At 58.8% G+C, this 26,018-nt stretch carries 21 protein-coding genes; 16 read left to right on the forward strand and 5 right to left on the reverse strand.

Features of this window, described 5'->3' with window-relative positions; translation table 11 throughout:
* Positions 1-27: 27 nt before the first annotated feature.
* The 3 genes from moeA to ACWYRN_RS14115 all read right to left on the reverse strand — a co-directional run bounded on the left by moeA (position 28) and on the right by ACWYRN_RS14115 (position 6,355).
* Positions 28-1,905: a molybdopterin molybdotransferase MoeA gene (moeA, locus tag ACWYRN_RS14105; RefSeq protein WP_488688189.1), complete on the reverse strand. Its 1,878-nt coding sequence runs from the start codon at positions 1,903-1,905 to the stop codon at positions 28-30.
* Between the two features lie 19 nt (positions 1,906-1,924).
* On the reverse strand, positions 1,925-3,034 hold the full coding sequence (gene moaA / locus ACWYRN_RS14110; RefSeq protein WP_488688190.1) for a GTP 3',8-cyclase MoaA: 1,110 nt from the start codon (positions 3,032-3,034) through the stop codon (positions 1,925-1,927).
* A 132-nt stretch (positions 3,035-3,166) separates the two neighbouring features.
* Positions 3,167-6,355: an Rne/Rng family ribonuclease gene (locus ACWYRN_RS14115; RefSeq protein WP_488688191.1), complete on the reverse strand. Its 3,189-nt coding sequence runs from the start codon at positions 6,353-6,355 to the stop codon at positions 3,167-3,169.
* Positions 6,356-7,031: 676 nt separating this feature from the next.
* Here ACWYRN_RS14115 and ACWYRN_RS14120 point away from each other — a divergent pair.
* From ACWYRN_RS14120 to ACWYRN_RS14135, 4 genes are all read left to right on the forward strand, one after another.
* On the forward strand, positions 7,032-8,012 hold the full coding sequence (locus tag ACWYRN_RS14120) for an RluA family pseudouridine synthase (protein WP_488688193.1): 981 nt from the start codon (positions 7,032-7,034) through the stop codon (positions 8,010-8,012).
* Positions 8,013-8,226: 214 nt separating this feature from the next.
* Positions 8,227-8,886, forward strand: coding sequence for an HAD-IIIA family hydrolase (locus ACWYRN_RS14125; protein ID WP_488688194.1), 660 nt, complete (start codon positions 8,227-8,229; stop codon positions 8,884-8,886).
* The gene (locus tag ACWYRN_RS14130; RefSeq protein WP_488688196.1) at positions 8,883-9,245 is read left to right on the forward strand and encodes a Rieske (2Fe-2S) protein; all 363 of its coding nucleotides are present in this window, start codon (positions 8,883-8,885) and stop codon (positions 9,243-9,245) included. Before ACWYRN_RS14125 ends, ACWYRN_RS14130 begins: the two co-directional genes overlap by 4 nt.
* A gap of 41 nt (positions 9,246-9,286) precedes the next feature.
* Entirely contained in the window at positions 9,287-10,279 is a 993-nt protein-coding gene (locus tag ACWYRN_RS14135; RefSeq protein WP_488688198.1) for a S49 family peptidase, read from the forward strand.
* 287 nt (positions 10,280-10,566) lie between these two features.
* Here ACWYRN_RS14135 and ACWYRN_RS14140 read toward each other — a convergent pair whose 3' ends face one another.
* The gene (locus tag ACWYRN_RS14140; RefSeq protein ID WP_488688200.1) at positions 10,567-10,872 is read right to left on the reverse strand and encodes a hypothetical protein; all 306 of its coding nucleotides are present in this window, start codon (positions 10,870-10,872) and stop codon (positions 10,567-10,569) included.
* Positions 10,873-11,082: 210 nt separating this feature from the next.
* Here ACWYRN_RS14140 and ACWYRN_RS14145 point away from each other — a divergent pair, with 210 nt between their 5' ends.
* Entirely contained in the window at positions 11,083-11,802 is a 720-nt protein-coding gene (locus tag ACWYRN_RS14145; protein WP_488688201.1) for a pseudouridine synthase, read from the forward strand.
* Between the two features lie 451 nt (positions 11,803-12,253).
* Positions 12,254-13,294, forward strand: a complete 1,041-nt coding sequence (locus tag ACWYRN_RS14150) for a phospholipase A (RefSeq protein ID WP_488688203.1) — start codon at positions 12,254-12,256, stop codon at positions 13,292-13,294.
* A 77-nt stretch (positions 13,295-13,371) separates the two neighbouring features.
* Here ACWYRN_RS14150 and ACWYRN_RS14155 read toward each other — a convergent pair whose 3' ends face one another.
* Positions 13,372-14,571, reverse strand: coding sequence for a hypothetical protein (locus ACWYRN_RS14155; RefSeq protein ID WP_488688204.1), 1,200 nt, complete (start codon positions 14,569-14,571; stop codon positions 13,372-13,374).
* Between the two features lie 541 nt (positions 14,572-15,112).
* On the opposite strand from ACWYRN_RS14155, the gene ACWYRN_RS14160 reads away from it, so the two are divergent.
* From ACWYRN_RS14160 to ACWYRN_RS14205, 10 genes are all read left to right on the forward strand, one after another.
* On the forward strand, positions 15,113-16,240 hold the full coding sequence (locus tag ACWYRN_RS14160; protein ID WP_488688205.1) for a polysaccharide biosynthesis/export family protein: 1,128 nt from the start codon (positions 15,113-15,115) through the stop codon (positions 16,238-16,240).
* A complete protein-coding gene (locus tag ACWYRN_RS14165; RefSeq protein WP_488688207.1) occupies positions 16,237-16,671 on the forward strand; it encodes a low molecular weight protein-tyrosine-phosphatase in 435 nt (144 codons plus the stop codon). The genes ACWYRN_RS14160 and ACWYRN_RS14165 overlap by 4 nt, the downstream gene beginning before the upstream one ends.
* Positions 16,672-16,718: 47 nt before the next feature.
* A complete protein-coding gene (locus ACWYRN_RS14170) occupies positions 16,719-18,950 on the forward strand; it encodes a polysaccharide biosynthesis tyrosine autokinase (protein WP_488688209.1) in 2,232 nt (743 codons plus the stop codon).
* Positions 18,951-18,989: 39 nt separating this feature from the next.
* Positions 18,990-20,318, forward strand: a complete 1,329-nt coding sequence (locus ACWYRN_RS14175; RefSeq protein ID WP_488688211.1) for an oligosaccharide flippase family protein — start codon at positions 18,990-18,992, stop codon at positions 20,316-20,318.
* Complete coding sequence (locus ACWYRN_RS14180) at positions 20,315-21,088, forward strand: glycosyltransferase (protein WP_488688213.1); 774 nt, start codon at positions 20,315-20,317, stop codon at positions 21,086-21,088. The genes ACWYRN_RS14175 and ACWYRN_RS14180 overlap by 4 nt, the downstream gene beginning before the upstream one ends.
* A 96-nt stretch (positions 21,089-21,184) precedes the next feature.
* Positions 21,185-22,144, forward strand: coding sequence for an EpsG family protein (locus tag ACWYRN_RS14185; protein ID WP_488688215.1), 960 nt, complete (start codon positions 21,185-21,187; stop codon positions 22,142-22,144).
* A gap of 72 nt (positions 22,145-22,216) precedes the next feature.
* Complete coding sequence (locus tag ACWYRN_RS14190; protein ID WP_488688217.1) at positions 22,217-23,611, forward strand: phenylacetate--CoA ligase family protein; 1,395 nt, start codon at positions 22,217-22,219, stop codon at positions 23,609-23,611.
* A 20-nt stretch (positions 23,612-23,631) separates the two neighbouring features.
* Positions 23,632-24,765 (forward strand): glycosyltransferase family 4 protein, encoded by a 1,134-nt coding sequence (locus ACWYRN_RS14195; RefSeq protein WP_488688219.1) that lies wholly within the window; start codon positions 23,632-23,634, stop codon positions 24,763-24,765.
* 9 nt (positions 24,766-24,774) lie between these two features.
* Positions 24,775-25,371, forward strand: a complete 597-nt coding sequence (locus ACWYRN_RS14200; RefSeq protein ID WP_488688220.1) for a sugar transferase — start codon at positions 24,775-24,777, stop codon at positions 25,369-25,371.
* A 5-nt stretch (positions 25,372-25,376) separates the two neighbouring features.
* Entirely contained in the window at positions 25,377-26,000 is a 624-nt protein-coding gene (locus tag ACWYRN_RS14205; protein ID WP_488688221.1) for an acetyltransferase, read from the forward strand.
* Positions 26,001-26,018 lie beyond the last annotated feature (18 nt).

Here is a 26,018-nt window from a genome sequence, read left to right on the forward strand (position 1 = left end):
AACGCGTGGACGGCGCAGCCGTCCACCCTACACGAGACCTTCGAACAGCATCACGTCGACCATGTCGCCAGCGGCGACATTTCCCTGCCCGTCATGCAGCACCACCATGCAGTTCGCTTCCGACATCGAGCGCAGGATGCCCGAGCCCTGCGCGCCGGTGATGCGCACCTGCGGCATGCCGTCTTCGCCATGCGACAGGATGCCGCGCTGGTATTCGGTGCGGCCCGGCTTCTTGCGGATCGCGCCTTCGGACCGCGCGCGCAGCAGCGGCAGCGGGGCGTCGGCGCCCATCATGCGCAGCAAGGCTTCGCGGGCGAAGAAGTAGAACGACACCATCACCGCCACCGGATTGCCGGGCAGGCCGAACAGGAAGGCGCTGCGCCCGTTCGAGCCGATCCGGCCAAAGGCCAGCGGACGGCCCGGACGCATGCCGATCTTCCAGAAGGTGACGTCGCCCAGGCGCGCCATGATCTGGCGCGTGTAGTCGGCCGCGCCCACCGAGACGCCACCCGAGGTGATGATGGCGTCGGCGTTCTCGCAGGCGGTGCGCAGGGCCGCTTCCAATGCTGCAGGGTCGTCGCGCACGATGCCCATGTCGACGATCTCGCAGCCCAGGCGCTGCAGCATGCCGTAGATGGTGTAGCGGTTGCTGTCGTAGACGCTGCCGGTGTCCAGGGCCTGGCCGATCGAGCGCAGTTCGTCGCCGGTCGAGAAGAAGGCCACGCGCAGGCGCCGCACCACGGGCAGTTCGGCGATGCCGAGCGAAGCCACCAGCCCCAAATCGGCCGGGCGGATGATCTTCCCCGCGCGTAAGGCAGGGCTGCCGGCCTTCAGGTCTTCGCCGGCAAAGCGCCGGTTGTCGCCGGCGCGGATGGTGCCGGCGGCCAGCACGATTTCGCTTGCGCTCTCCTGGGCCACGAATTCCTGCGGCACCACGCTGTCGCAGCCTGCCGGCATGACGCCGCCGGTCATGATGCGCACGCATTCGCCCGGCCCCGGCGCCACATCGGAAGGACGGCCGGCATACACGGTGCCGACCACTGTCAGGCGCGTGTCACCGTCCGGCACCAGGTCAGTACCGCGCAGCGCATAGCCATCCATCGCCGAGTTGTCGTGCGCCGGCACGTTGATCGGCGAGACGATGTCGCGCGCCAGCACGCGGCCGAGGGCGGCGCGCAGGGCCACCTGCTCGACGGCGCCGACCGGCTGCACGAATTCGCGGATGATGCGCTGGGCGTCGCGCACCGGCAGCGCCTCGGGATCGTAGGCGGACAGGCAGCTCGTGACGTCGGCCAGGCGCGGCGGACGGGTAGGGTCCAGGCTATGCAGCTCGTCGAGCGTGTTGATGTTGCGGAAGGCGTCGGCATCCTCGAACAGGACCTCGACCGCCTTCACGTCCTTGTACCAGCCGTCCATGCGCCGGCCACCCTCGGCCAGGTACGACGACAGCACCGGCAGAAGCGATGTCTTGACCAGGCAGAACACCGGATGCGCCTGCACCCGCATTCCCGGTTCCCCGGTCGCGGCAAAGGCCAGGTCGGCATCCTGCGCTTCCAGCGCGGCCAGCAGGCGTTCGGCCAGGTCCGGCGGCAGGAAGGGCGAATCGCAGGGGGCGGTCAGCAGATACGGTGTCGTGCAGCGCCGCAGCCCGGTTTCCAGCCCGGCCAGGGGGCCGGCGAAGCCGGCTAAATCGTCCTGCCACACCGGCACGCCGAAGGCGGCATAGGTGTCGAGGTTCTGGTTGGCGTTGATGGCCACGCTCCCCACCTGCGGCGCCAGGCGCGCCAGCACGTGGGCCGCCATGGTGCTGCCACGGAAGGGCTGCAGGCCCTTGTCGACGTGACCCATGCGCGAGCCGCGTCCGCCCGCGAGGATCAAGCCGCTGATCGATGCTTTCTTGTTCATGTGATGTTCAAGGCGGACCCTAGCCGCCGATGTAGGACATTTCGACGCGCCGCGCGCCGCGCTGCAGGCCATCGGTATTGATGGTGCGCGTTTCCGAATAGCGGTCGTCGCGCCCGCGCCAGAGGCGGGCGACGGCGCCCGAGATCGCCAGGTCGTCGTGCCCGGCGCGCAGCAGGGCGCGCAAATCGTGGCCGCGGGTGGCGAACAGGCAGGTGTAGAGCTTGCCTTCGGTCGACAAACGCATGCGGCTGCAATCCTTGCAGAAGGCGCCGGTGACCGAGGAGATGACGCCGATTTCGCCGCCGCCATCGAGGTAGCGCCAGCGCGCCGCGGTTTCGCCGGTGTAGTTGGCGCTCAGGGGCGCCAACGGCAGCTCGGCGCCGATGCGCCGCACCACTTCGTTCGAGGGCACCACTTCGTCCATGTTCCAGCCGTTCGAGGCGCCCACGTCCATGTATTCGATGAAGCGCAGGATGACGGGCGAGCCTTTGAAGTGGCGCGCCATCGGCACGATCTGGTCGTCGTTGCTGCCGCGCTTGACGACCATGTTGACCTTGATCGGCCCCAGGCCCACGGCATGCGCGGCCTCGATCCCGGCCAGCACGTCGGCCACCGCGAAGTCGACGTCGTTCATGCGCTTGAAGACGGCGTCGTCGAGGGCGTCGAGCGAGACCGTCACGCGGTCGAGGCCAGCGTCCTTCAGGGCCTGCGCCTTGCGCGCCAGGATCGAGCCGTTGGTGGTGAGGGTCAGGTCGAGCGGACGGCCGGAGACCGTGGGCAGGGCGCGCAGCATCGCCACCAGGTGTTCCAGGTTCTTGCGCAGCAGCGGTTCGCCGCCGGTGAGGCGGATCTTTTCCACGCCGTGGGCGATGAAGATGCGCGCCACGCGCGTGATTTCCTCGAACGACAGTAGATCGCCGTGCGGCAGGTAAGGGTAGTCCTTGCCGAAGACTTCCTTCGGCATGCAATACACGCAACGGAAATTGCAGCGGTCGGTGACGGAGATGCGCAGGTCGTGCAGCGGACGCGCAAGGGCATCGGCCAGCTGGCCGGTGGGGTGTTCGGGAGTTGCGGGAACGGACAGCGCGGGCGAGCGCAGGTCGTTCAGCATGATGATTTTTTCAGCCATGCGATACGATAGCATGCGAGGGAAAAGCGCACAGGCGACGGGCCGGAATCGGGCACGGCCGCAAGCCGGTGCTGGACAAGAAGAAAAGGGAGCCCGCAGGCTCCCCTTTCAATTACAGCAACGCTGTCGGGATTACTGGCGCGTATCGACCTGGATCAGCGGCTCGTCGACCGGCGCCACGACCGGCTTGCGGGCGCGGCCAAGGCGGACCGGAGCGGCGGCTGCCGCGGCGGCTTCCTGGGCTGCACGCAGCTTTTCAGGATCGGTCGCGGCCAGGGTCAGGCCGGCGCTGCCGAGCATCTCGTCGAGATTGCCCGACGCGGCTGCCGGTGCCGGAGCAGGCGCAGGAACAGGCGCAGGTGCAACGGCGGCCTGGACCGGTGCCGGCTCGGCTTTCACCGGCGCGGCGGCTGGTGCCGGCTCTGCTGCGGCCGGGGCCGCAGCAGGTTCGGCAGCCGGTGCGGCAGCTGGTTCGGCCACGGGTGCGGCCACCGGTGCGGCCACAGGTTCAGCCACAGGTGCGGCCGCAGGTGCAGCCACTACGGGCACATCGGCAATCGCAACAGGCTCGGTCGCCGGTGCGAATGGCTCGACAGCCGGCGTCGCCTGACGCGGGGTCATCGATGCCGCGGTCGGGAAGAACCACGCGTCGGCAGTCGGCGCCTGCACCGTAGGTGCGGCGGCTTGCGCCGGCGCAGCGGCTGGAGCAGGGGCGGCCGGCGCGGCTTTCGCCACAGCCTTGGCCTGGGCGGCGGCTACCGAAGCAGCGGTCGGGAAGGGCCATGGTGCCTGCTTGTCCTGCTTCGGTGCGCGCGGCTTGCGGCCTGGCTTCTCGGCGCCGGCGGCAGCCTGGACCTTGGCGGCTTCTTCGTCGGCTACCGGCATGAAGACCGGGGCGCCATCGTGTTCGCCGTGTTCGCCCGCTTCCATGCCCTCGGCCTGGTCGCGGTCGCGGCGGTTGCGGTTGCGGCCACCACGGCGGCGGCGGCGGCGCGGCTCGTCGCCGCCTTCGGCATCGAGTTCCTCGCCGTTAGGACCGGTCGAGACGACGGCTTTCACCGCGTGGTCGAGCTGGTCGCCATGCGGCGTGGTGGTCGACAGTTCGCTCACCGGCGTCGGGATTGCCTCGACCGCGTTCAGCTCTTCGACCTTGGTTTCCACAGGCTGGCTGCGCTCGCCACGCTCGCGCGGCTGGCGCGGTGCGCGTTCCGGACGCTCGGCACGCTCGCCGCGTTCCTGGCGTTCGCCACGGTCCGCACGCGGTGCGGCAGTGGTCGCTGCTACGGCGCCCTGGGCGGTATCGAGCGGCTCACGCGGTGCGCGCGGCTCGCGTCCTTCACGCGGCGGACGTGGTGGACGCGGGGCTTTTTCCTCGCGCTCGGCCTTGGCGGTCTCGTCGACGCCAGGCTTGGCGCTCAGGTCGCGTTCTTCACGCTCGCGGCCAGGCTTGCCGTTGCGGCCATTGCGGGCGCGCGGGCCACGGCTATTGCGGTCGCCGCCACGTTCGGCCGGGGCAGGGGCGGCCGGCTTGACCGGCTCGACTGGCGCCGGCGGCGGGGCGACGGGTTCCGGGGCGCCGAAGAAGAAGCTCTTCAGCTTGGCCATGAAGCCGACCGGCGCCGGGGCGACCGGGGCAGCCACGACCGGAGCGGTAGCCGACGCCTCGACCGGCTTGGCAGGTTTCACAGGCTCGCTGCGGTCGACCACCGGGGCCGGCTGGGCCGGGGTGATGCTCTTGACCACGGCTTCCTGGCGCGGCTTGGCTTCTTCCTTCTGGCGCTTGCTGTAGGCCATGTCGGTTTCGGCGGTTTCGGCCAGGGTGTAGCTCGACGGCGCTTCTTCCAGGCGCGGATCGTCGTGCTTGATGCGCTCGAGCTTGTAGTGCGGGGTGTCGAGGTGCTTGTTCGGCACCAGGATCACGGTGATGCGGTGGCGGTTCTCGATCTTCAGGACTTCGCCACGTTTTTCATTTAACAGGAACGCGGCGACGTCGACCGGCACCTGCACGTGGATGGTGGCCGAGTTTTCCTTCATGGCCTCTTCCTGGATGATGCGCAGGACTTGCAGGGCCGAGGATTCGGTATCGCGGATGTGGCCGGTGCCCGAGCAGCGCGGGCAGGTCACGTGCGAGCCTTCCGACAGCGAAGGACGCAGGCGCTGGCGCGACAGTTCCATCAGGCCGAAGCGGGAAATCTTGCCCATTTGCACGCGGGCGCGGTCGTGGTGCAGCGCATCCTTCAGGCGCTGCTCGACTTCGCGCTGGTTCTTCGCCACTTCCATGTCGATGAAGTCGATGACGATCAGGCCGCCCAGGTCGCGCAGGCGCAGCTGGCGCGCCACTTCGTCGGCCGCTTCGCAGTTGGTGTTGAAGGCGGTGGTCTCGATGTCAGAGCCGCGCGTGGCGCGTGCCGAGTTGACGTCGATGGAGACCAGGGCTTCGGTGTGGTCGATGACGATCGCGCCACCCGATGGCAGCGGCACGGTGCGCGCGTAGGCGGTTTCGATCTGGTGTTCGATCTGGAAACGCGAGAACAGCGGCACGTCGTCGCTGTAGCGCTTCACGCGGTGCGCCATGTCGGGCATCACGTGGCTCATGAACTGCTGGGCCTGGTCGTAGATGTCGTCGGTGTCGATCAGGACTTCGCCGATGTCAGGCTGGAAGTAATCGCGGATGGCGCGGATGACGAGCGACGATTCCTGGTAGATCAGGAAAGGACCGGCGGCCGACTTGCCGGCGCCTTCGATCGCGCGCCACAGCTGCATCAGGTAGTTCAGGTCCCACTGCAGTTCTTCGACATTGCGGCCGATGCCGGCGGTGCGGGCAATCACCGACATGCCGGTTGGCAGGTCGAGCTTGTCCATGGTTTCGCGCAGTTCCTGGCGCTCTTCACCTTCCACACGGCGCGACACGCCGCCGCCGCGCGGGTTGTTCGGCATCAGGACCAGGTAGCGGCCGGCCAGCGAGATGAAGGAGGTGAGGGCCGCGCCTTTGTTGCCGCGTTCCTCTTTCTCGACCTGCACCATGATTTCCTGGCCTTCGCGCAGGGCTTCCTTGATGCTGCAGTTACGCACATCGACGCCATCGCGGAAATAGGAGCGGGCAACTTCTTTGAAGGGGAGGAAACCGTGGCGGTCTTCGCCGTAGCTGACGAAGCAGGCTTCGAGGGAGGGTTCGATGCGGGTGATGACACCCTTGTAGATATTCGACTTGCGCTGTTCGCGTCCGGCCGTTTCGATATCGATGTCGATCAGTTTCTGGCCATCGACGATCGCTACGCGCAGCTCCTCTTGCTGCGTAGCGTTAAACAACATACGTTTCATTTTTATAAACTCCGCGGCCCGTGGGCCGTGCCAAAGCCGCCTTGCCAGGGCGGCCAAAGTACAGGGACATACGCGGGAGGGGAGTGTTGGAGGGGGTGGTTGCCCGGGCGTGGGGGCCGGCAACGCAAACGCGTCGCTGCCGCCACAGGGCGCAAATGGGGTCGATCGTCATGCCGAGGGCACGCCGCAACTGTAGCTGTACCCGGGCCGCTTCAGGAGCGGCGCAACAGAGTCAGCCAGGCGGTGCGCGCAACAACCAGCCAAACCGTGCCAGCGCTCTTCATACTGCAGACTTCGAGCAGGCGAAAAATCAGCCTTTACTCGCTAGCCTTACGGATGAGGCCTACATCAGGTCGGGCGAACGACAAGCGTTATCGACACCATCAACCGGCGAGCCTGCAATACACAGGCTTGCCGGTACTTATCCTTACAGTTCCAAACAATCCAATCCGGCACTCCTGCGCGTGATCCGATTACAACTGCGGTGCAACCCTGATCCACGCAGGAATGTGCGTACACGTTTTTTCCATCGAATTTGCTGTCAGCGGGGCCGATGGAACGCGCCCCTGTGTAAAATATCGTTTTAATTCTTACACCTGCAGAGGTTTCACCGCCGCCTGTCGATTATATATTCAAAATGAAGGACTTAGAGAGAATTTCTGGGAAGACAGGGCAAATGAAGATGCAAAATGATGTTGTTCCCCCTTCATCACAGGCGTTAGCAGCAAGTTTCGTCACCATCACCGAAGAAGAAGCCGGCCAGCGTATCGATAATTACCTGCTACGCGTGTGCAAGGGCGTACCGAAAAGCCATATCTACCGTATCCTGCGCTCGGGCGAGGTGCGGGTCAACAAGGGGCGTATCGACCAGCTCTACCGCCTGGAAGCGGGCGACCTGGTGCGCATTCCGCCGATCCGGATTGCCGAAAAGGCGAGCGCGGCTCCGGTGCCGGGCGCCGAATTCCGCATCGTGCACGAAGACAACCACCTGCTCGTGATCGACAAGCCGGCCGGCGTGGCCGTGCATGGCGGCTCGGGCGTGTCCTATGGCGTGATCGAGCAACTGCGCGCGGCGCGTCCCGACGCCAAGTTCCTGGAACTGGTGCACCGCCTCGACCGCGAAACCTCGGGGCTGCTGCTGCTGGCCAAGAAGCGTTCGGCGCTCACCAATTTGCACGAGCAAATGCGCGACGGCCACACCGACAAGCGCTACCTGGCGGCCGTCACCGGCGACTGGGTCAACAAGCGCCAGCACGTGAAGTTGCCCTTGCATAAATACAGCACACCGGACGGCGAGCGCCGCGTGGTGGTGCAGGCCGGCGGCATGGAATCGCACACGGTGTTCAGCCTGCTGCGCAAGTGGCCGGAGTTCGCCCTGCTGGAAGCCGAGCTGAAGACCGGGCGCACGCACCAGATCCGCGTTCACCTGGCTTCGTCGGGCTTCCCCATCCTGGGTGACGAGAAATACGGCGATTTCGCACTCAACAAGCAGTTGCAGAAAGCCACGGACAAGCGCGGTGCGCTGCGCAGGATGTTCCTGCACGCCTATAAAATCACCTTCACGCACCCGGATACCGGAGCAAAGATGACGCTGCAGGCACCGCTGCCTGCCGAGTGCGACCGTTTCTTGGTAAGCTTGGGTCAGCCGATGAATTGATGTTGGACCGTGTGGATACCGGCGTAGGGTGGAAGGCTCTGCCTTCCACGCGTTCAGCACGCGTGCGCGGCTGCGCAGGGTGTGAAACGCAACGTGCACGAATGAATGAACGGTAACAATCGACCCGTGGAGTCATTCAGTCCGGGGGACTGAATGGCAAGCCGTCCACCCTACGGGTTAAGAATAATCACAGGAGCCGGCACGTCCGGGAGCAATGGCAAGAAAGCAATTTGATCTGATCGTGTTCGACTGGGACGGCACGCTGATGGACAGCACGGCCGCCATCGTCAAGTGCATCCAGGCGGCGGCGCGCGACGTCGGCCTGCCGGTGCCGAGCGACGAGGCGGCCTCGCACGTCATCGGCCTGGCCCTGCCCGAAGCCATGCAGGTGGCCGTGCCCGACATGGAGCCGGCGATGTACCCGCGCATGGTCGAGCGCTACCGCCACCACTTCCTCACAAAAGACCACGAACTGGTGCTGTTCAAGGGCGTTCGCGAGATGTTGGCCGAACTTTCCCAGCAGGGATACTTCCTGGCGGTGGCCACGGGCAAGAGCCGGGTGGGCCTGAACCGGGCACTGAACGCGGCCGGGCTGCTGTCGATGTTCGATGCCACCCGCTGCGCCGACGAAACCTTCTCGAAGCCGCATCCGGCCATGCTGCAGGAACTCACGCGCGAACTGGGCCAGGACATGCGCCGCACGGTAATGATCGGTGACACCACCCACGATTTGCTGATGGCGAACAACGCGGGCGCCGCCGGCATCGCGGTCGAATACGGCGCCCATCCGGTCGACCAGCTGCTGGCCTGCCATCCGGTGTTTTCCGCGAAAACCGCGGTCGAGCTGCACGCCTGGCTGGCCGAGAACGCATGATGGAAGTGTTCATCTGCGATTCGCACGACCTGGTCGACGGCGGCCAGGGCGTGCGCTTCCCGGTGCGCGCCTTTGGCGACCCGGCAACCGGCTTCGTAGTACGCTTCGGCGGCCAGGTCTATGCTTACCTGAACCGCTGCGCCCACGTGCCTACCGAGCTCGACTGGGTAAAAGGCCAGTTCTTCGAGTCGAGCGGCGAATTCCTGATGTGCGCCACGCACGGCGCCGTCTACCGCCCCGAGACCGGCGTCTGCGCGGGCGGGCCTTGCCGCGGAGCGCGCCTGCGAGCAATTGCCGTGCGCGAAGCCGACGGCCAGGTGTTGTGGCAACCCGACGAGCGCATCGGCGCGCCGGCATGATGGACTGGACAAGCGCACGCCCTTAACTTTATCGACTGCTTATGAGCGACAACATCAGGAACGATGGCGAAAGCCGGCTGGCAGCCAACCCGACCGCAAGCAACTGGGAACGCGAAACCCTGGAGACGCTCGTCTTCGCCACGATCAAGGAGCGGCGCGCGGCGCGGCGCTGGAGCATCTTCTTCCGGCTCGCCTTTTTGCTGGTGCTCATCGTCGGCCTCTGGACCTACCTCGGATTGAGCTTCGGCAGCGACGATGAAAACCTCGGCCGCCATACGGCCCTTATCGAAATTAACGGCGAGATCGAAGCAGAAGGCAGCGGTTCCGCCGACAATGTGATTCCTTCGCTGAACAAGGCCTTTGCCGACGCCGGCTCGGCGGCGGTGGTGATGCGCATCGACAGCCCCGGCGGCAGCCCGGTCCAGGCCGGCATCATCGTGGACGAGATCCTGCGCCTGAAAAAGGGTTATCCGGACAAGCCGCTGTACGTGGTGGTCGACGAAATCTGCGCCTCGGGCGGGTATTACATAGCCGCCGCGGCCGACAAGATCTACGTCAACAAGGCCAGCATCGTCGGCTCGGTGGGCGTGCTGATGGACAGCTTCGGCTTTACCGGCACCATGGAAAAGCTGGGCGTCGAACGGCGCCTGATGACGGCCGGCGCCAACAAGGGTTTCCTCGACCCCTTCAGCCCGCAGTCGGAGAAGCACCGCGAGCATGCGCAGGAAATGCTGAACGAAATCCACCAGCAATTCATCTCGGTGGTGCGCGCCGGCCGCGGAGCGCGCCTGAAGGAAACTCCGGAAACCTTCTCCGGCCTGTACTGGACCGGCGCCAAGGCGGTGGACATGGGCCTGGCCGACGGCTTCGGCACGGTCGACACCGTAGCGCGCGACATCGTGAAGGCCGAGGACATCGTCGACTACACGGCCCACGAAGGCTTGCCGGAGCGGGTGCTGAAGAAATTCGGCGCCTCGGTGGGCGAGGGCGCGGTGAAGACCATGTCGCACACGGTGTTGCCGCAACTGAAGTAAGGTGGGCACCGGTTCGGATGGAAGCGATCCCGGATTGAACTGATCTTACTCAATTGCTCCTTGAAAGTTCCGCAAAGTGTCCTATAGTGGACTTCGTGGTTCTTTCCAGGGAGGGCGACCAATAACAAGTGCCAACCTGTTCGCAATGTTTCATTCGTTGACGCTCGCACCGCATGCGTGCGGTATTTGAGAGAATTCTATTCCTCACACCACCTGCCCTCCAGGGGAAGTGAAAACGACGGTGCAAGCCGTCGTTTTCTTTTGTGGAGGACGTCGAGAGCAGGAATTCAGGCGCGGGCGTCGTCGGATTCGACTGCGTGGAGCAGGGATGTGCCGTCGTCGTGCTGGACGAAGCCGCCGGCTTCGAGCCAGGACTGGAAATCGCGCTGGGCGCGGGCAAACCAGGCGGCGCGCAGGGGCGCGTCCGTCTGGCCATGCAGGTGGGGAACATTGCCGCCGCGGGTCCAGCGGGCAAACGCGAGGCGGGTCGGGAACATGACCGTGTGCGAACGCGCCAGCGACAGGCGCATCGCTTTCACCGATGCCGGCGCAACTGGGTGGACATTGTCCTGGGTAATTTTCACTGGTTGCATTATCGTCATCCTCTGAGTAGCCTGCTGGTTATTCCTACCGCATCCCTCATCAATTCCGCCGGTTGCGTTAGGCCGATTCCTAATGGAGTTGAAGTCTATCAATGGTTGGTCTGCTCCGATTGATCTAGCTCAAACGAGCGCCTCATCTTTATCCGGGTAGTAATTTCTCCGGCCTTTGCCGCGCATGGGCCATCTGGTACAGTCTCGCCCATGAGTAAATTATCCCTGGACCGTATCCTGCAATCGCAGGGTTTTGGTACCCGCAAGTATTGCCGCGCCCTGATCGAAGACGGCGACGTTGCCGTGAACGGCGTCATCGAAGACAACTACAAGGCCACGATCGACACCGCCGGCCTGGTGCTGACCGTGTTCGACGAAGAATGGGTCTACCGCGAGCATGTCTATATTGCCTTGTACAAGCCGGCAAACTTCGAATGTTCACGCAAACCCAGCCACCACCCGGGCGTGCTGACCCTGCTGCCGGAACAGTTCGGCTGGCGCGAAGTGCAGCCGGTCGGCCGCCTCGACCACGACACCACCGGCTTGCTGCTGATGTCCGACGACGGCCCCTTCATCCACGCCCAGTCCTCGCCCAAGCGTCACGTGCCGAAGATCTACCAGGCCACCACGGCCGAGCCGGTCACGGCCGAGCTGGTCGAGCAATTGCTGACCGGCGTGCAATTGCACGACGAGCCGGCGCCGCTGAAGGCCGTGTCCTGCGTGCAGCGCGGCGACCATCAGCTGGAAATCGTGCTCGAGCAGGGCAAGTACCACCAGGTCAAGCGCATGCTGGCCGCAGCCGGTAACCACTGCAGCGCGCTGCACCGCTCGGCGATCGGCGGGTTGACGCTGGAAGCGCTGGGGCTGAAGGAGGGGGAGTGGTGCTTCCTGGAGCGGGAGCAGCTGGATTTGCTGGTGCCGGCTGGTTGATGTGAGGCTGCGGTGACGCGTGGGCTTCGATATAGGCCGCAGTACTGCGGGCGTGGGTTGAACATGTGAGGCTGCGGTGACGCGTGGGCTTCGATATAGGCCGCAGTATCGCGGACGTGGGTTGAACGCGTGGGCTTCGATACAGGCCGCAGTACTGCAGACGTGGGTTGAACGCGTGGGCTTCGATATAGGCTGCAGTACCGTGGACGTGGTATGAACGCTTGGGCTTCGATATAGGCCGCAGTATTGCGGACGTGGGTTGAACGCGTGGGCGGCGCTCACGATGCGGCTGTTCTTCTTGCCCGGTATAGCCGACCACCCTACCGTGCGACAATAAATCTGAACTTCTTGCAAACTTGTATTGACTCGCGTCAGATCGTGGTCGGCGCGAGCTTGCGCTGACGGACGCGACGACGCCTTTTTGCAACCGTTGATTTCGTTTCAGCTCCAGATGCCGCTTCCATTCCGACCCTTCCTGCTCACGCTGCCCCTGATCTGCGCCGCCGGCGCCCATGCCCAGGACACACCGAAAGTCCTGGCCGACTGCGCCAACATCCAGGACAGCACCGCGCGCCTGGCCTGCTTCGATACCCTGGCCGCGATTCCCGCCCCGCGCACCGAGGCGGCGGTGGTGGTGAACCCGGCGGACGGCACCCCGGCCGCGACCGTGCCCGTGGTCACGGCCCAGCCTTCCGCCGAAAGCAGCGCCAAGTTCAGCCAGCTCGACCATTGGGAGCTCGACGGCCCCTACCGCCGCGGTGTCTTCAAGTTTCGCCCGCACTACGCGAGCTACCTGATCGCCACCCGTAGCTACCGCCCGAACGAGGCGCCGTATGCGCCTTACCGCGAACTGAACGACGATGCCGATCTGTCGAAGGCCGAGCTGGCTTTTCAGCTGAGCTTCAAGATGAAGATGATCGAGGGCGCTTTTGGCAAGCCGGTCGACCTCTGGTTCGGCTATACCCAGAACAGCTTCTGGCAGGCAGCGAACAGCAAGGCCTCTAGCCCCTTCCGCGAAACCAATTACCAGCCGGAGGTCATGGCGATCACGCCGCTGGCGCTGAACCTGGGCGGCGTCGACCTGCGCTTCGCCGGCCTCGGCTTCGTGCACCAGTCGAACGGCCAATCCGGCACGCTGTCGCGCAGCTGGAACCGCTTCTATGCCCAGTTGGGCGTGGAAAAGGACGGCTTCTCGGCCACCGCGCGCGTCTGGAAACGCCTCAACGAAAGCGACGACGACAATCCGGACATCGTCGACTACATGGGCCGCGGCGACCTGGCGCTGGCCTACCGCCGCGAGGGCCACATCTATTCGTCCACGCTGCGTTATAACTTCCACACCGACAAGGGTGCGATCCAGGCCGGCTGGGCCTTCCCGCTGGCGGGCAACCTGAAAGGCTATGCCCAGGTCTTTGCCGGCTATGGCCAGAGCCTGATCGACTACAACTACTTCCAGCGCTCGGTCGGCTTCGGGGTGCTCGGCACCTTCTGACGGCAGGCGGGCAGGGGAGCGCACGAGAATCGCGCTCCCCTTGCGGGCGGGCCGCATGCAGCCGGCGCCGCATGCGGCTAGCGTGCCCCTCCCCAGAACTCGCCGCCCACCCCATCCCCGCGCAGGTCCACTTCCACCGGCCGTGCCATCCTGCGCATCGTCTTCGCCACCCGCACCGTGCCATCCGGCTCGTGTAACCGGTACCACAGGAAGGCGACGCCGGACAGGCGCAGCTTCTGCCCGGTAAACAGATTGTCTTTCACGATCGTCATGCCCTCCAGCCGCAGGTCGAGGTCGAGCACGCGCAGGCCACTGGTGCGTTGCGCATAGCCGAGATAGCGGGCGGCGTTGAACAGGGGGCTTTTGTCCCCCGCCTCGCCGGCCTTGAGCGATTCGACAAAGGCGTCGACCGTCTTCAGCAGGGAGGCGCCGGCGGTCTCCAGGGCGGCCAGGTTCTTCTTCTCCTCGCCCTTGGCCGCGTCGGCCAGCCGGCCGACGATCACGATCCGGTTCGCCAGTCCGCCGCGCTCGGCCACCAGCGCACGCACCCTGCCGAGCAGGGTGTCGTACCCCTTACCGTCGAGCTCGCCAAGATAGCCGGAACCGAGCCCGCCGATGCGGTCCGGACAGTGCTGCTGCAGCGCGGTGACGAACATGCCGCGCGCGCCGTCGCCATAGGCAATACCGGCGGCGCTGACATCCGACTTGAAGAGAGCGGCCAGGTCGGCAGCGGCGCGCAGCGTGGCCGGCACCACCGTCAGGCCGATCGCAAGAGCGCCGCCCGCATCGAACTTCTGCGGCGCGCGGGCAGCGATGACGCGGTCGAGCTCACGGTTGCGCTCGGCCAGGTCGGCCGCATGGCGCACCAGTGCATCCTGCACCAGGCGCGCTGCCAGTACGCCCTGGGCGGTGCCGGCCTCATAGACGGCTACGCGTTCGCCGGCGGGCAGGGCAGTGCACACCTCGACAGCCAGTTCTTGCGCCAGGTCAAAGGCCTTGACCAGGCCAGCGGCGCCGAACTTCGTCACATTCGTTTCGCCGCGCAGGGCTTCGCTCGAAGCCGGCGGCAGGCGAGCCAGCACTTCGGCGCGTTCGGCTTCGGCGGCGGCTGCACGCGCCTGTGCTTCACGCTGGACCATCAACGCATCCGCCGTAGCCTGGTAGATCTGTAGTTCGAGAGCGGCCTTGAGCGCATCGATCTGGGACTTGGTCTGTGCACAGGCAGGCCGGGCCAGGAACATTGCCAGGAGTATTGTAAGCGAGCGGGAAAAGAACATGTCGGTTACCTCCGAATTAGTGCCATACAGTAACCATTGAGTCTGCTGTACTTACGCAAGCTGACGTTTGAGTGTGCTCAATATAGATTTGGAAATTCCTTGTCGAGAGAGCGAACTCGTTGACGACAAAAAGCAACAATTCCACCGTCAACCCATTCGGATCATCTTGTTACATTTTGTGAGAATTGCATTAAAACAATAGTTCATTCTTTTCAACCATTTTTTACTGCTTCTTCAATTTCTCATAGGAGAGCAGGCTCATCGATAAGATTTTGGAAATGTGAAAATTCACACTGCCGAGAAGCCCAAGGAAATTCACATTGAAAAAAAGGAATTTGTAGTAGATTTTTTCGCATTTACACGGTTTTGAGTTCCCCGGGGAAAGCTTGGACTGAGGAAATACCCATGTGTACAATGCGAACCTGTTGGTTGAAGTCGTCTTTTCCTGTCTCATGCGTTGCGTCAATACGCTGGTAAAAGTCGCATACAAAACACAAGCCAGCATTCGAAACGTACGCCTGCCGAGTCACCGGAAAAATCGATGTCAGTCACCCTCCCCAGGGCATTGAAGCGCATCAGCTTCATCGCCATGCTTCCTCTTTTCGTTACCGCCTGCGCCAACATGGAGCCAGGCATGCGCATCGACGTCGATCGCGTTCCGAGCACCCATTCCGCGCCGATGCCGGAACCCGTCATCAAGCTGATCACACCCGACCTGATCCAGGAAGAGCGCACGGCCAGGGAGCAGAACGCGGATCAACGCGTGCAAGCCCTGTTCGGCGATGCGCGCCCTTACGTGATCGGCGCCGGCGACCTGTTGTCGATCCTGGTCTGGAACCACCCTGAGCTGAACATCGCCGCCACCGGCGCCCAGGCCCTGTCGAGCTCGGGCGCCCAGTCGCCGGCCGCCTTCGTGGTCGATAGCCAGGGCATGATCCAGTTCCCTTACGTCGGCCCGATCAAGGTTGCCGGCCTGACCGAACTGGAGGCGCGCAGCCTGCTGTCCAAGCGCCTGATCGAATCGATCAAGAACCCCGACCTGACCCTGCGCGTGCTTGCCTACCGCAGCAAGAAGATTTATATCGACGGCGACGTCAAGGCGCCCGGCAGCCAGGCCATCGACGATGTGCCGATGACGCTGCTCGAAGGCGTGAGCCGTGCCGGCGGCTTCCTACCGACAGCCGACCAGAGCCAGGTGATCGTGGCGCGCAAGGGCATCACTTATCCGGTGAACGTTCCGCAGCTGGTGCGCCAGGGCGCCGACATGTCGCGCCTGATGCTGGCCTCCGGCGACGTGGTGCGCGTGCCGAGCCGCGACGAAAGCAAGGTCTACGTACTGGGCGAGGTCAACCGTCCGTCGGCGCTGCCAATGAACAACGGCAAGCTCACCCTGGCCGCCGCACTCGGCGAAGCCGGCGGCCTGAACCAGCTGAGCAGCTCGGCACGCCAGGTGTACGTGATCCGCGGCGCAAACCTGTCCGAACCGACCGTCTACAACCTCGACGCCGGCTCGCCGGTGGCGCTGGCCATGGCCGAGGGCTTCGAACTCAATCCGAAAGACGTGGTGTACGTGGATGCCGCCGGCCTGGCGCGCTACAACCGCATCGTGAACCTCATCCTGCCGACCGCTGCGACGGCGGCCACTTCCGTGGGGCAGATCAACCGATGAATAACATTCTTGTCGTTTGCATTGGCAACATCTGCCGTAGCCCGATGGCCGAAGTGCTGCTCCAGCAAGCACTGCCGGGCCGTATTGTCCGTTCCGCCGGCCTTGGCGCGCTGGTAGGCAAGGGCGCCGATCCGCATTCGATCGCGCTGATGGCCGAGCAGGGCATCGACCTCAACGGTCACGTGGCCCAGCAGATTTCCCAATCGCTGGTGAGCGACGCCGATGTCATCTTCGTCATGGATACGGAGCAGAAACAGCACATCGAAAGCCAGTTCCGCGGCGCCCGCGGCAAGGTCTTTCGCCTGGCCGAAGCGGCCGGCGTGGATATCCCCGATCCGTACCGCGAGGGGATCGACAGCTTCCGTAACGCTTACCGCCTGATCGCCGACGGCGTGCAGGTGTGGGCAGGGCAGATCAAGCAGATTGGCTGACGGCGATTCGCCGCTGCTCTCCATAGATTCGACTATTCCGAGTTCCCATGAATAAACCGGCAGTAACCAACGTAATGAACCCTAGCCAGGGCGTCGAGCAGGAGGACGATTCGATCGATCTGGCTTCGTATATTGATCTCGTCGTCGAGAATCGGTGGCTGATTGCGATCGTGGCACTGATCGTCACCATTCTCGGCGCGACATATTCGGTTATCGCAACTCCGGTCTATCAGTCGAACATCCTGGTACAGGTTGAAGACGGCTCCGGTTCATCCGGCATGCTGTTAGGCGATCTGGCGAATGCGTTCGAAATGAAATCGGCGGCAACGGCGGAAATCGAGATTCTGCGTTCGCGTTACGTCATCACGCACGCTGTAACGAACGCACAGCTGGATTTGACGGCCGAACCGAAGCGTTTCCCGATCTTCGGTGATTGGGTCGCACGCCGGACGACGGGTCTTACCGAACCTGGCCTGTTTGGCATGGGCAACTTCACTTGGGGATCGGAAGACATCGCTGTATCGACGTTCGCGATTCCGGTCCGCTTCGAAGGCGAAACCTTTGTCTTGACTGCAGGGGAGAATGGCGCTTACTCCATTGCACATGACGAATCCGGTATTGCCGGCACCGGCCGCGTTGGCGAAACGCTCTCGCTGAAGACTCCGGACGGTGACATCAAGCTTCACATTGATCAGCTGCAAGCAAAGGCAGGAGCACAGTTCCGAATCGTGCGTGAGCCGGTTCTGCAAACTGTCGAACAGTTGCAGAAGTCGCTGATGATTGCGGAACGCGGCAAGCAGTCCGGCATTATCGGCATCTCGCTCGAGGGTAGCGACCGCGCCAGGACCACGCTTACTCTGAACGAGATTGGCCGCGAGTACCTCCGCCAAAACGTCGAGCGAAAATCGGCTGAAGCGGAAAAATCGCTGATCTTCCTGGAAAAGCAACTGCCGGAACTCAAGCGCAATCTCGAGCAAGCAGAAGCGACATACAACGCGATGCGTAACAACCGCGGGACGGTTGACCTGGGCGAAGAGGCCAAGTCGATTCTCCAGCAATCCGTGTTATCGCAGACAAAGCTTGTCGAGCTCAAGCAAAAACGCGATGAACTGCTAACCCGTTATCAGCCGGCAAATCCGCTGGTCAAGGCCGTGGACGAACAAATGCGTACCTTGAATGCCGAGATTGGGGCAGTCAATACACGCATCAAGAAGATGCCGGCCATCGAGCAGGACGTGCTTCGCCTGACCCGGGACATCAAGGTAAATACCGAGCTATATACGTCGCTGCTCAACAGCGCGCAGCAGCTGAAGCTAGTCAAGGCGAGCAAGGTTGGCAATGTTCGTTTGCTCGACGAAGCGGTCATGCCACTGCGCCCTGTACGTCCGCAACGCGCGTTAATCGTCGGCAGCGCGCTGATTGCTGGGCTAGTGCTCGGCGTAGCATGCGCTTTCGCACGCCGTACCTTCTTTGGCGGCATCGAAGACCCAAGCGAGATCGAGCGCATGCTGGGATTGACCATCAGTGCCGCGATTCCACACAGCGTAAAACAGGAAGCGCTCATCAGCGAAATGAATGCAGGCGCAAAGAAAGTGTCGGTACTCGCAAAGGACGATCCGACTGACCTCGCCGTCGAGAGCCTGCGCAGCTTCCGCACCGCGCTGCAGTTCTCGATGCTCGGAGCGAAGAACAGGATTGTAATGATTACCGGCCCGACGCCGGGTGTCGGCAAGTCCTTCGTCTCGGTCAATTTTGCTGCAGTTCTCGCCTCTGCCGGTAAAAAGGTACTGCTGATCGACGGTGACCTGCGCAAGGGTTATTTGCAGCGTTATTTCGGCCTGGACCGGAAGAGCGGGCTATCGGAAGTGATTTCGCACGAGCGTACCTTTGAAGAGACGGTGCATCGGAACGTTGTTGAGAAACTCGATTTCCTGTCGACCGGTATCCTGCCACCGCAGCCATCGGAATTGCTCGAACATGCCAATTTCCAGGCGCTGCTGGAAGAGCTGTCGTCCCAGTACGATCTGATCGTCATCGACACCGCGCCGGTCCTGGCAGTGGCGGATAGCCTAGTCATCGCTCCGCACGTAGGCACCATCTTCAGCGTCGTGCGCGGCGATGTCAGCACCATGGGCGAGATCGACGAGACCGTGAAGCGTCTGACGCAAGCGGGGCATAACGTCGCCGGGGTAGTCTTCAACGACTTGCGTCAGCGGATTGGTGGGTATGGTTTTGGCTCTAAATACGGCCGTTACCGCTATGCCCAATATAAATATTAAGGCACGCAGTTTCTTCCATAATTGCCGAAGACTCGATAAGTGAAATTAAGCTTGCATCGCCATAAAATTCGCTCCGCACTTGGCGCAGTGAGCATACTTTGGGGTGGGAGTATATCCGGGGCCGGGATCGCGCTGCTGTGTAACCTCTACTTGGCCTACAAATTAGGGCCACAGGGGTTTGGCGAATTTTCTGCGGCCTTCATGGTGGCGACTATTGTCGCTCCTTTGGGAGGGCTTGGTGTGAACAGCTTCATTTTGCGGATATTTGGACATGAAGGATGGGGAGGGCTCTTGTGGGGGCGCGCAATCATCATGTTCACTTTTCTAACCACTATTCTAGCTGTCGCGGTCATGCTGATATATGCATCAGTCAGATATGTTACCGGCAGCAACGATGCGTTACTGCTATTCATAGTTGCCCCAACTATTCTTGGGCAGGTGGCAATTTCGATCGTCTCAAGCAAACTACAGTTGGAAGAAAACTACCGAGGGGTCGCAGCGTGGCAAGTTTCCAGCAACGTCGCTCGATTATTTTTTCTGCTATTAGTAGGTACAGTATTTGAATTATCGACAGGATTTGCTGCGACAGTATATTCAGTCGTATCGTTGCTGCTTACCGTAGCGGCAATCCCTCATGTTATTGCATTAGGAAATTCGAACTTAAGATTACAAGGGCATGGGACTGCGCCTGCTAACGTACATTCCAAGCATCAGCCCTCCATGGGCGCTGTTGCCAAGGAGTCTTGGCAGTTTGGACTTGGTGGTTTTTTGTACCTTGTTTACTACCAAGGCCCCATTGTCATGCTCGCGCCTCTCTCAAATACAGAGGACGCTGGAATTTATAACGCGGCTTATCTCATCTTGGGTGCATGTTACTTATTTCCGGGTGTGGTTTTCCAAAAATATCTCCTTCCGAAGCTACATCGTTGGACCGCTAGTGGACACTCACAGCTGCAAGCAATTTACTTCAATGGTAGTGGCGTAATGCTCGGAATCGGTGCGTTGGGCGGCATAATGGTAGCCCTTTCGTCAGATTTTTTGATTGGGCTGCTATTTGAACGGAAATTTTCAAGTGCGGCACATGTCGTTGCTTTACTGGCGATCTGTATTCCATTGCGCTTTTTTGCATCAAGCGCAGATGCGGTATTGACATCGGGCGCCCGGCTCAAGGAAAAAATAAAAATCCAAGCTATTGCTGCTACATTGTGCATCGTACTTAATTTGATTTTAATTCCAAAATTTGGAATTGATGCAGCAATTCTAGTAACGATTTTTTGCGAGATTTTTGTGACGGGCTCTCTCCATAAGTTCGCTTATGCGGAAATGTATAATAAAAGCAAACAGGACGACATAGAGGGTAAATTGTGAAATTTTCATTCCTTATGGCTGTAAATCGCGATAATCCATACCTTGATGCAGCCATCAAAAGTGTACTTAATCAAACTGACCCGGACTTTGAATTCTTTATTGTTGCTAATAATTGTAGCGACGAACTTTGGAATTACTTGAATTCGTTTGCGGATGCTCGATTGAGACTGTTCAGAACGCGAATTGGACAGCTATCTTTCAATCTTAATTACGGGTTGAATAAGATCGGGACTGGCTATGCGCTACGTATGGATGCTGATGATATTTCGATTCCTGAAAGACTTGCCTTAACCAAACAAGCGCTTGTTGAGAATAATTATCCAGACATATTGGCTGGATCGGCCATGATCATCGATCAAAACAGCGCGCGTACCGGTACCGTTACCGTGCCGTTAGCGCATGATGAGATTGTGCGAAAACTTTGGTACAAGAACCCCATCGTCCATCCTGCATGTGCGTTGCGTGTGGAGTCAATTCTTAAAATTCGTGGCTATAGCGGCGGATTTCTTTCCGAGGACTACGAACTTTGGATCCGTGCTGCCAGGGCCGACGCCATTAGATTTACAGGTATTGCCTCGCAACTCATTGAATATCGTGTCCATGGAGACCAGGCACGTGGTCAGACGTTGGCATATGCAGAGGCAGCAGGCGTGCGGGTACGTGAATTTGTACTGAATCGTGACATCAAGTTTCTTTTTGGTGCTTTGTATTCAACCTCAAAATATTTCTACCGTTCGATCGTAAGCAGCTTTGTTCGCAAGGCGTCATAGTTATTAAAGTGGTGTAAAATTTTCTCCAAGATGAACTCAACGTTTCCTGTTTCACGGCAACGTGTATTGTATGTACTTGCAGTTGCGTGCTTTTATGTGATCGCGAGTATTGTGGGTGCCCGTGGCGAAGACATCGGGAGCGATACTCAGAACTATATCTCGCTGTTTCAACGAACACTCGCATGCGAATGTGTCGTTGATACGGTAGAGCCGCTGTTTGGAGTAATGACGCATTTTAGTACGTACCTGAGCAGCGATGAAACTTTTTTTCTTGGAATTGTTTCGATCTTTCAATTGCTAGCTGCTTTGTGGCTCGCGACTGTTCTTCATCGTTTATTAGGATTTCATTCATACGACATCCGATTCCTTTCTTTGTTCTTGGCATCACTGTTTCTGTCCCCATTTTTTCAGGCTGGACAAATTAATGTCATTCGACAGGGTTTGAGTGCATTTTTCGTAGTGTTGGCTATTCTGGCAATCACTGAGCGAAAGTATTTGGCTAGCTTAATGTTGAGTATCATCGGCATCGGTTTTCATTACTCAGCATTGCTATATCTTTGTGCGATTCCATTGTTGCTGATCCGTCACTCTCATCGACGCCTAGTTTTCATCATTCTTGTTTTTCTGTACGCGACTGGTCTTACGCAATATTTGGTGAGAGTATTTTCGGAATTGCTTGGATTGCCTGTATATGCATTTGTATCTGATTATGGCGAGACCTCTGACTATGTAGGGGGAGTACGTTTAGACTTTCTGGCATTTTCGCTCATACCTATTATTGTGTCGTGGTTTGTGAACTCAATCACTGGAAATGAGATGAGTCGCGAGCGCATCCGTTATGTATCCAATATTTACATGGTTTTGTTGGTCCCATTCTTATTGTTTGGTTGGGCCGCTTATTCGGATCGCTTTGCATATGGGGCGTGGCTTCTAATGCCGGCTTTTTTGACAATATTTTTGGTTCGAATTTTGCCACGCAGGGCTTTTGTGCTTCCGATAATTATCCTCATATCTGGGGCGTTGTACTTTGTTAACTCTATAAACGTTTCTGCTTAATAGACGAGCGAATAAAACGTTAGCTGACATTTCTAAATATGCAATTGGCAAATCTTTACGGTTGGGGTTCTTATGGCGACAATGCGTTCTCTTTTTATTCAACTGGCGCCTTATTGGGTCCAGGATCTGGCAGTCTCATACTATAGTTGGAAATTGAATCGCCCTCGTCGCTCAGGATCATATGCCGCCTCGAAGGAATTCTTTTCTCGTATGCAAAAGGCATCGAATAGAGAAATAGGACAAATCGCGTCTGCCCGCTTGGTTCAATTTTTAGATTATGCATGTAAAAATTCGCAGTGGTTCAATACGGTAAATTCAACGTCCCTTTCTGATTTTGCGATTCTTGAAAAGCGCGACGTCATACAAAATCTCGATCGGATCCGGACAATCGATGAGCGAGATGCTATCATCAGTCTTACTGGTGGGACAACTGGCGCTTCTATGAAAGTTCTATACGATCCTTCAGATATGCAGGAACGTATCGCTTTACTTGATTTTTTCCGAGAACAGTTCGGTTATCGTTGGGGAGCTAAGACAGCTTGGTTTAGCGGTAAGTCGATTGTCACGCCAGAAGATGTAAAAATAGGCCGTTGCTACAGAGATGACTTATTTAATAAGATCCGCTATTTCTCCACGTTTCATGTGAATGTGGCGAACTTCGATAGCTACTGGAAAGCTTTAAATAAGTTTGAGCCGGAGTTTATTGTTGGGTTTCCATCAAGCATCTACGAAATTTGCATTATCGCGAAAGAACGAGGGTTAAGTCTAAAAAATCCAGTACGGGTGTATTTTCCAACTGCTGAAACAGTCTTGGCAGTTCATAGGGAAACGATTTCGGCAGTGCTTGGATGTACGGTTGCAGATCAGTATGCGTCGTCCGAAGGGGCGCCTTTCATCCTGCAATGCTCAGCAGGGCGTATGCATATGTATCCTTTGTCGGGAATTTTTGAGGTCGTTGACGATGATGGTCAACCGGCACGAGAAGGTGAGATGATCGTGACGTCGTTTACCACCAAGGGCACGCCGTTAATTCGTTATCGGATTGGCGATCGTGTTGCGTTGGAGGATGAAACCTTCGTGTGCTCTTGTGGTTCTGAACATCCAGCTATCAAATGGTTGGAAGGCAGGACTACTGATTTTGTGTGGTCTCCCGAAAATGGCAAGGTCAGCTTGTCTAATTTATCTAATGCCACCAAAGACGTTGCAGGAATAATCTGCTTCCAGATTAGCCAGAAAGAGAGAAATTCGATTTCGGTGAGCGTTGTTGCTAGTGATGCGTTCGATTCGAATGAGAGGAAGAAATTCGTGGAAGCTTTACGTCTACGAGTGGGAGAAAAAATGAAAATTCATCTGAAACTCGTTGATGAGATCCCCCGCGAGCGCAGTGGGAAATTCCGAGTTCTAAAAAATTCATTGGTGGAGATGCGCTCGTTTTCGGAAGTTGAAGATAGTGTTTGTCATAATTAATGATTTTTCGTGGTGAGTAATTGAAATTCCTTATCTTGGCGAGTTACGCTAGTTCGGTTCTGAATTTTCGCGGTGCTTTATTGGAGGCCTTGCAGCAACAAGGGTGTGAAGTCCATGTTGCCGCTCCAGGACTATTTTCAGGCAGTGCTGATTATACTGAGCTGGATAAAAAAGGATATGTTATCCACAATGTTTCGATGCGACGTACTGGAATTAATCCGGTTGGCGATCTACTTACGTTTATAAGCATACTCGGTCTTATTTTCAAAGTGCGGCCTGATGCATTGCTGAGTTATACGGTCAAGCCAGTTGTTTACGGTACATTGGCGGCTACACTGTCACGCGTTCCAAAGCGCTTTTCCCTGATTACGGGACTTGGATATGCATTTGGTGATGCTAGAAGTCTCCTCGGCCGCTTGGTCCAAAAAATCGCGCAGGGACTCTACAAAGTGTCGTTGTTAGGTGCGACGAAGGTATTCTTTCAAAACCCCGATGATCAGCAGTTGTTTCGCCATCTTGGGTTACTCAAAGCGAATTCGAAATCTGCGGTTGTAAACGGGTCGGGAGTCTGTCTTGTTAATTTTGCAGAGTGTGAGCCACCTAAGGATCTTCAGTTTCTTCTGATCGCGCGTCTATTAGCAGCAAAGGGGGTGCGGGAATATGTTGAGGCAGCGCGTAAGATCAAACGCAAAGCTCCAGCAACGCGCTTTGTTTTAGTTGGTTGGATCGACGATAACCCCGATGCAATCAGTCAGGAGGAACTCGACACCTGGATTTCCGATGGGACTATCGAATTTCTCGGGAAGTTGTCGGATGTGCGAGAAGCATTGAGTAAGTGTAGTGTGTTCGTATTGCCATCTTATCGCGAAGGAGTTCCTCGGACTGTACTTGAGGCCATGGCGATCGGTCGCGCGATTATTACTACAGATACACCGGGTTGCAGGGAAACTGTGATTGAGTCGCACAATGGATTTCTTGTCCCGTCGAAATCCGTAGATGAACTATATTTTGCGATGTTGCGGTTTGTTGAAAATCCTGTGCTGGTCTACGAGATGGGTAAGAATTCTCGGCACTTTGCTGAAGAAAAGTTCGATGTCGAAAAAGTCAATCGAGCGATGTTGATCGAGATGGGTTTAGGCCAGGATGCACACTAGGTATAAAGAATGAAACGACTAGTTGATTTTTCTGTTGCTCTGCTTTCGATAGTTTTACTTGCCATTCCATTGTGTCTTGTGGCCTTGCTCGTGCATATTAGGTTAGGCAGTCCGATAATTTTCCGCCAGCGCCGGCCTGGCCTGAGCGGGCGGACTTTCGAAATGGTCAAATTTCGCACTATGACGGATGAGCGTAATGTGCATGGTGAACTTCTTCCCGATGTTGAGAGACTAAACAAGTTCGGGAAATTTTTGCGATCGAGTAGCATCGACGAGCTTCCAGAGTTATGGAATGTCCTTAAGGGTGAGATGAGTCTGGTAGGGCCACGTCCTTTATTGGTGGAGTATCTTGATCTTTATAACGAGGAGCAGGCGCGACGACATGAAGTTAGACCCGGGATCACAGGCTGGGCTCAAGTCAATGGGCGAAATGCCCTGAGTTGGGAAGAGAAGTTTAAGCTTGATGTTTGGTACGTAGACAACCGATCTTTTTGGCTTGATATAAAAATCCTCTGGCAAACCGTACGAAAGGTTTTCGTGCGCGAGGGTATTAGTGCAGCAGGGGACGCCACAATGCCTCGTTTTACTGGACCAACTGATAGGTGAGACGAATGCAACTTGCAATTCTTGGTGCTAGTGGACACGGGAAGGTTGTGGCAGACGCTGCCATTGCTGCCGGTTGGCACGAAGTCGTTTTTTTTGATGATCGCTGGCCAGCTTTCGCCGATATTGGCCCATGGAAGGTTGCAGGCGATACCGAGAGGTTGCTCGGATGTTTGGGTAAATTCAATGGCGTAATTGTCGCGATCGGAAATTGCGAAACGAGAGCTGAAAAACAACGCATGTTGCAGGCGGCAGGAGCTCAAATGGCTGTGATTATTCACCCGCGCGCTACGATCAGTCCGCATGCTCGGATAGGCGCGGGTTGCGTTGTTATGGCGGGTGCGGTCGTCAACATCGATGCCTCTATTGGAGAAGCAGGGATTGTCAATACGGGCGCTACTGTTGATCACGACTGTATATTGCAGGAAGCAGTGCATGTTAGTCCTGGCGCTCACTTGGCTGGGAATGTAGCTGTCGGCCATGGCAGCTGGATCGGTATAGGTGCTGTGGTTCGCCAGGGAATCAACATTGGTTCGGGGGTTACGGTCGGAGCAGGCGCCGTCGTAGTTAAACCAGTTCCAAATAACGCAATAGTCATTGGTAATCCGGCTGCGCCTATTCGGCGAGCTTAGCAACAGGTTTCTAGAAAA

The sequence above is a fragment of the Massilia sp. BAP21 genome (assembly GCF_057801335.1).

Bases quoted from the DNA above. Each gene is read 5' to 3' on its own strand.
- ACWYRN_RS14165 (WP_488688207.1), top strand. From the start codon at position 16,237: ATGAATAACATTCTTGTCGTTTGCATTGGCAACATCTGCCGTAGCCCG.
- ACWYRN_RS14155 (WP_488688204.1), bottom strand. From the start codon at position 14,571: ATGTTCTTTTCCCGCTCGCTTACAATACTCCTGGCAATGTTCCTGGCC.
- ACWYRN_RS14205 (WP_488688221.1), top strand. From the start codon at position 25,377: ATGCAACTTGCAATTCTTGGTGCTAGTGGACACGGGAAGGTTGTGGCA.
- ACWYRN_RS14140 (WP_488688200.1), bottom strand. From the start codon at position 10,872: ATGCAACCAGTGAAAATTACCCAGGACAATGTCCACCCAGTTGCGCCG.
- ACWYRN_RS14170 (WP_488688209.1), top strand. From the start codon at position 16,719: ATGAATAAACCGGCAGTAACCAACGTAATGAACCCTAGCCAGGGCGTC.
- ACWYRN_RS14160 (WP_488688205.1), top strand. From the start codon at position 15,113: ATGTCAGTCACCCTCCCCAGGGCATTGAAGCGCATCAGCTTCATCGCC.
- ACWYRN_RS14190 (WP_488688217.1), top strand. From the start codon at position 22,217: ATGGCGACAATGCGTTCTCTTTTTATTCAACTGGCGCCTTATTGGGTC.
- ACWYRN_RS14145 (WP_488688201.1), top strand. From the start codon at position 11,083: ATGAGTAAATTATCCCTGGACCGTATCCTGCAATCGCAGGGTTTTGGT.
- ACWYRN_RS14125 (WP_488688194.1), top strand. From the start codon at position 8,227: ATGGCAAGAAAGCAATTTGATCTGATCGTGTTCGACTGGGACGGCACG.
- ACWYRN_RS14150 (WP_488688203.1), top strand. From the start codon at position 12,254: ATGCCGCTTCCATTCCGACCCTTCCTGCTCACGCTGCCCCTGATCTGC.
- moeA (WP_488688189.1), bottom strand. From the start codon at position 1,905: ATGAACAAGAAAGCATCGATCAGCGGCTTGATCCTCGCGGGCGGACGC.
- ACWYRN_RS14120 (WP_488688193.1), top strand. From the start codon at position 7,032: ATGAAGATGCAAAATGATGTTGTTCCCCCTTCATCACAGGCGTTAGCA.
- ACWYRN_RS14115 (WP_488688191.1), bottom strand. From the start codon at position 6,355: ATGAAACGTATGTTGTTTAACGCTACGCAGCAAGAGGAGCTGCGCGTA.
- moaA (WP_488688190.1), bottom strand. From the start codon at position 3,034: ATGGCTGAAAAAATCATCATGCTGAACGACCTGCGCTCGCCCGCGCTG.
- ACWYRN_RS14200 (WP_488688220.1), top strand. From the start codon at position 24,775: ATGAAACGACTAGTTGATTTTTCTGTTGCTCTGCTTTCGATAGTTTTA.
- ACWYRN_RS14130 (WP_488688196.1), top strand. From the start codon at position 8,883: ATGATGGAAGTGTTCATCTGCGATTCGCACGACCTGGTCGACGGCGGC.
- ACWYRN_RS14135 (WP_488688198.1), top strand. From the start codon at position 9,287: ATGAGCGACAACATCAGGAACGATGGCGAAAGCCGGCTGGCAGCCAAC.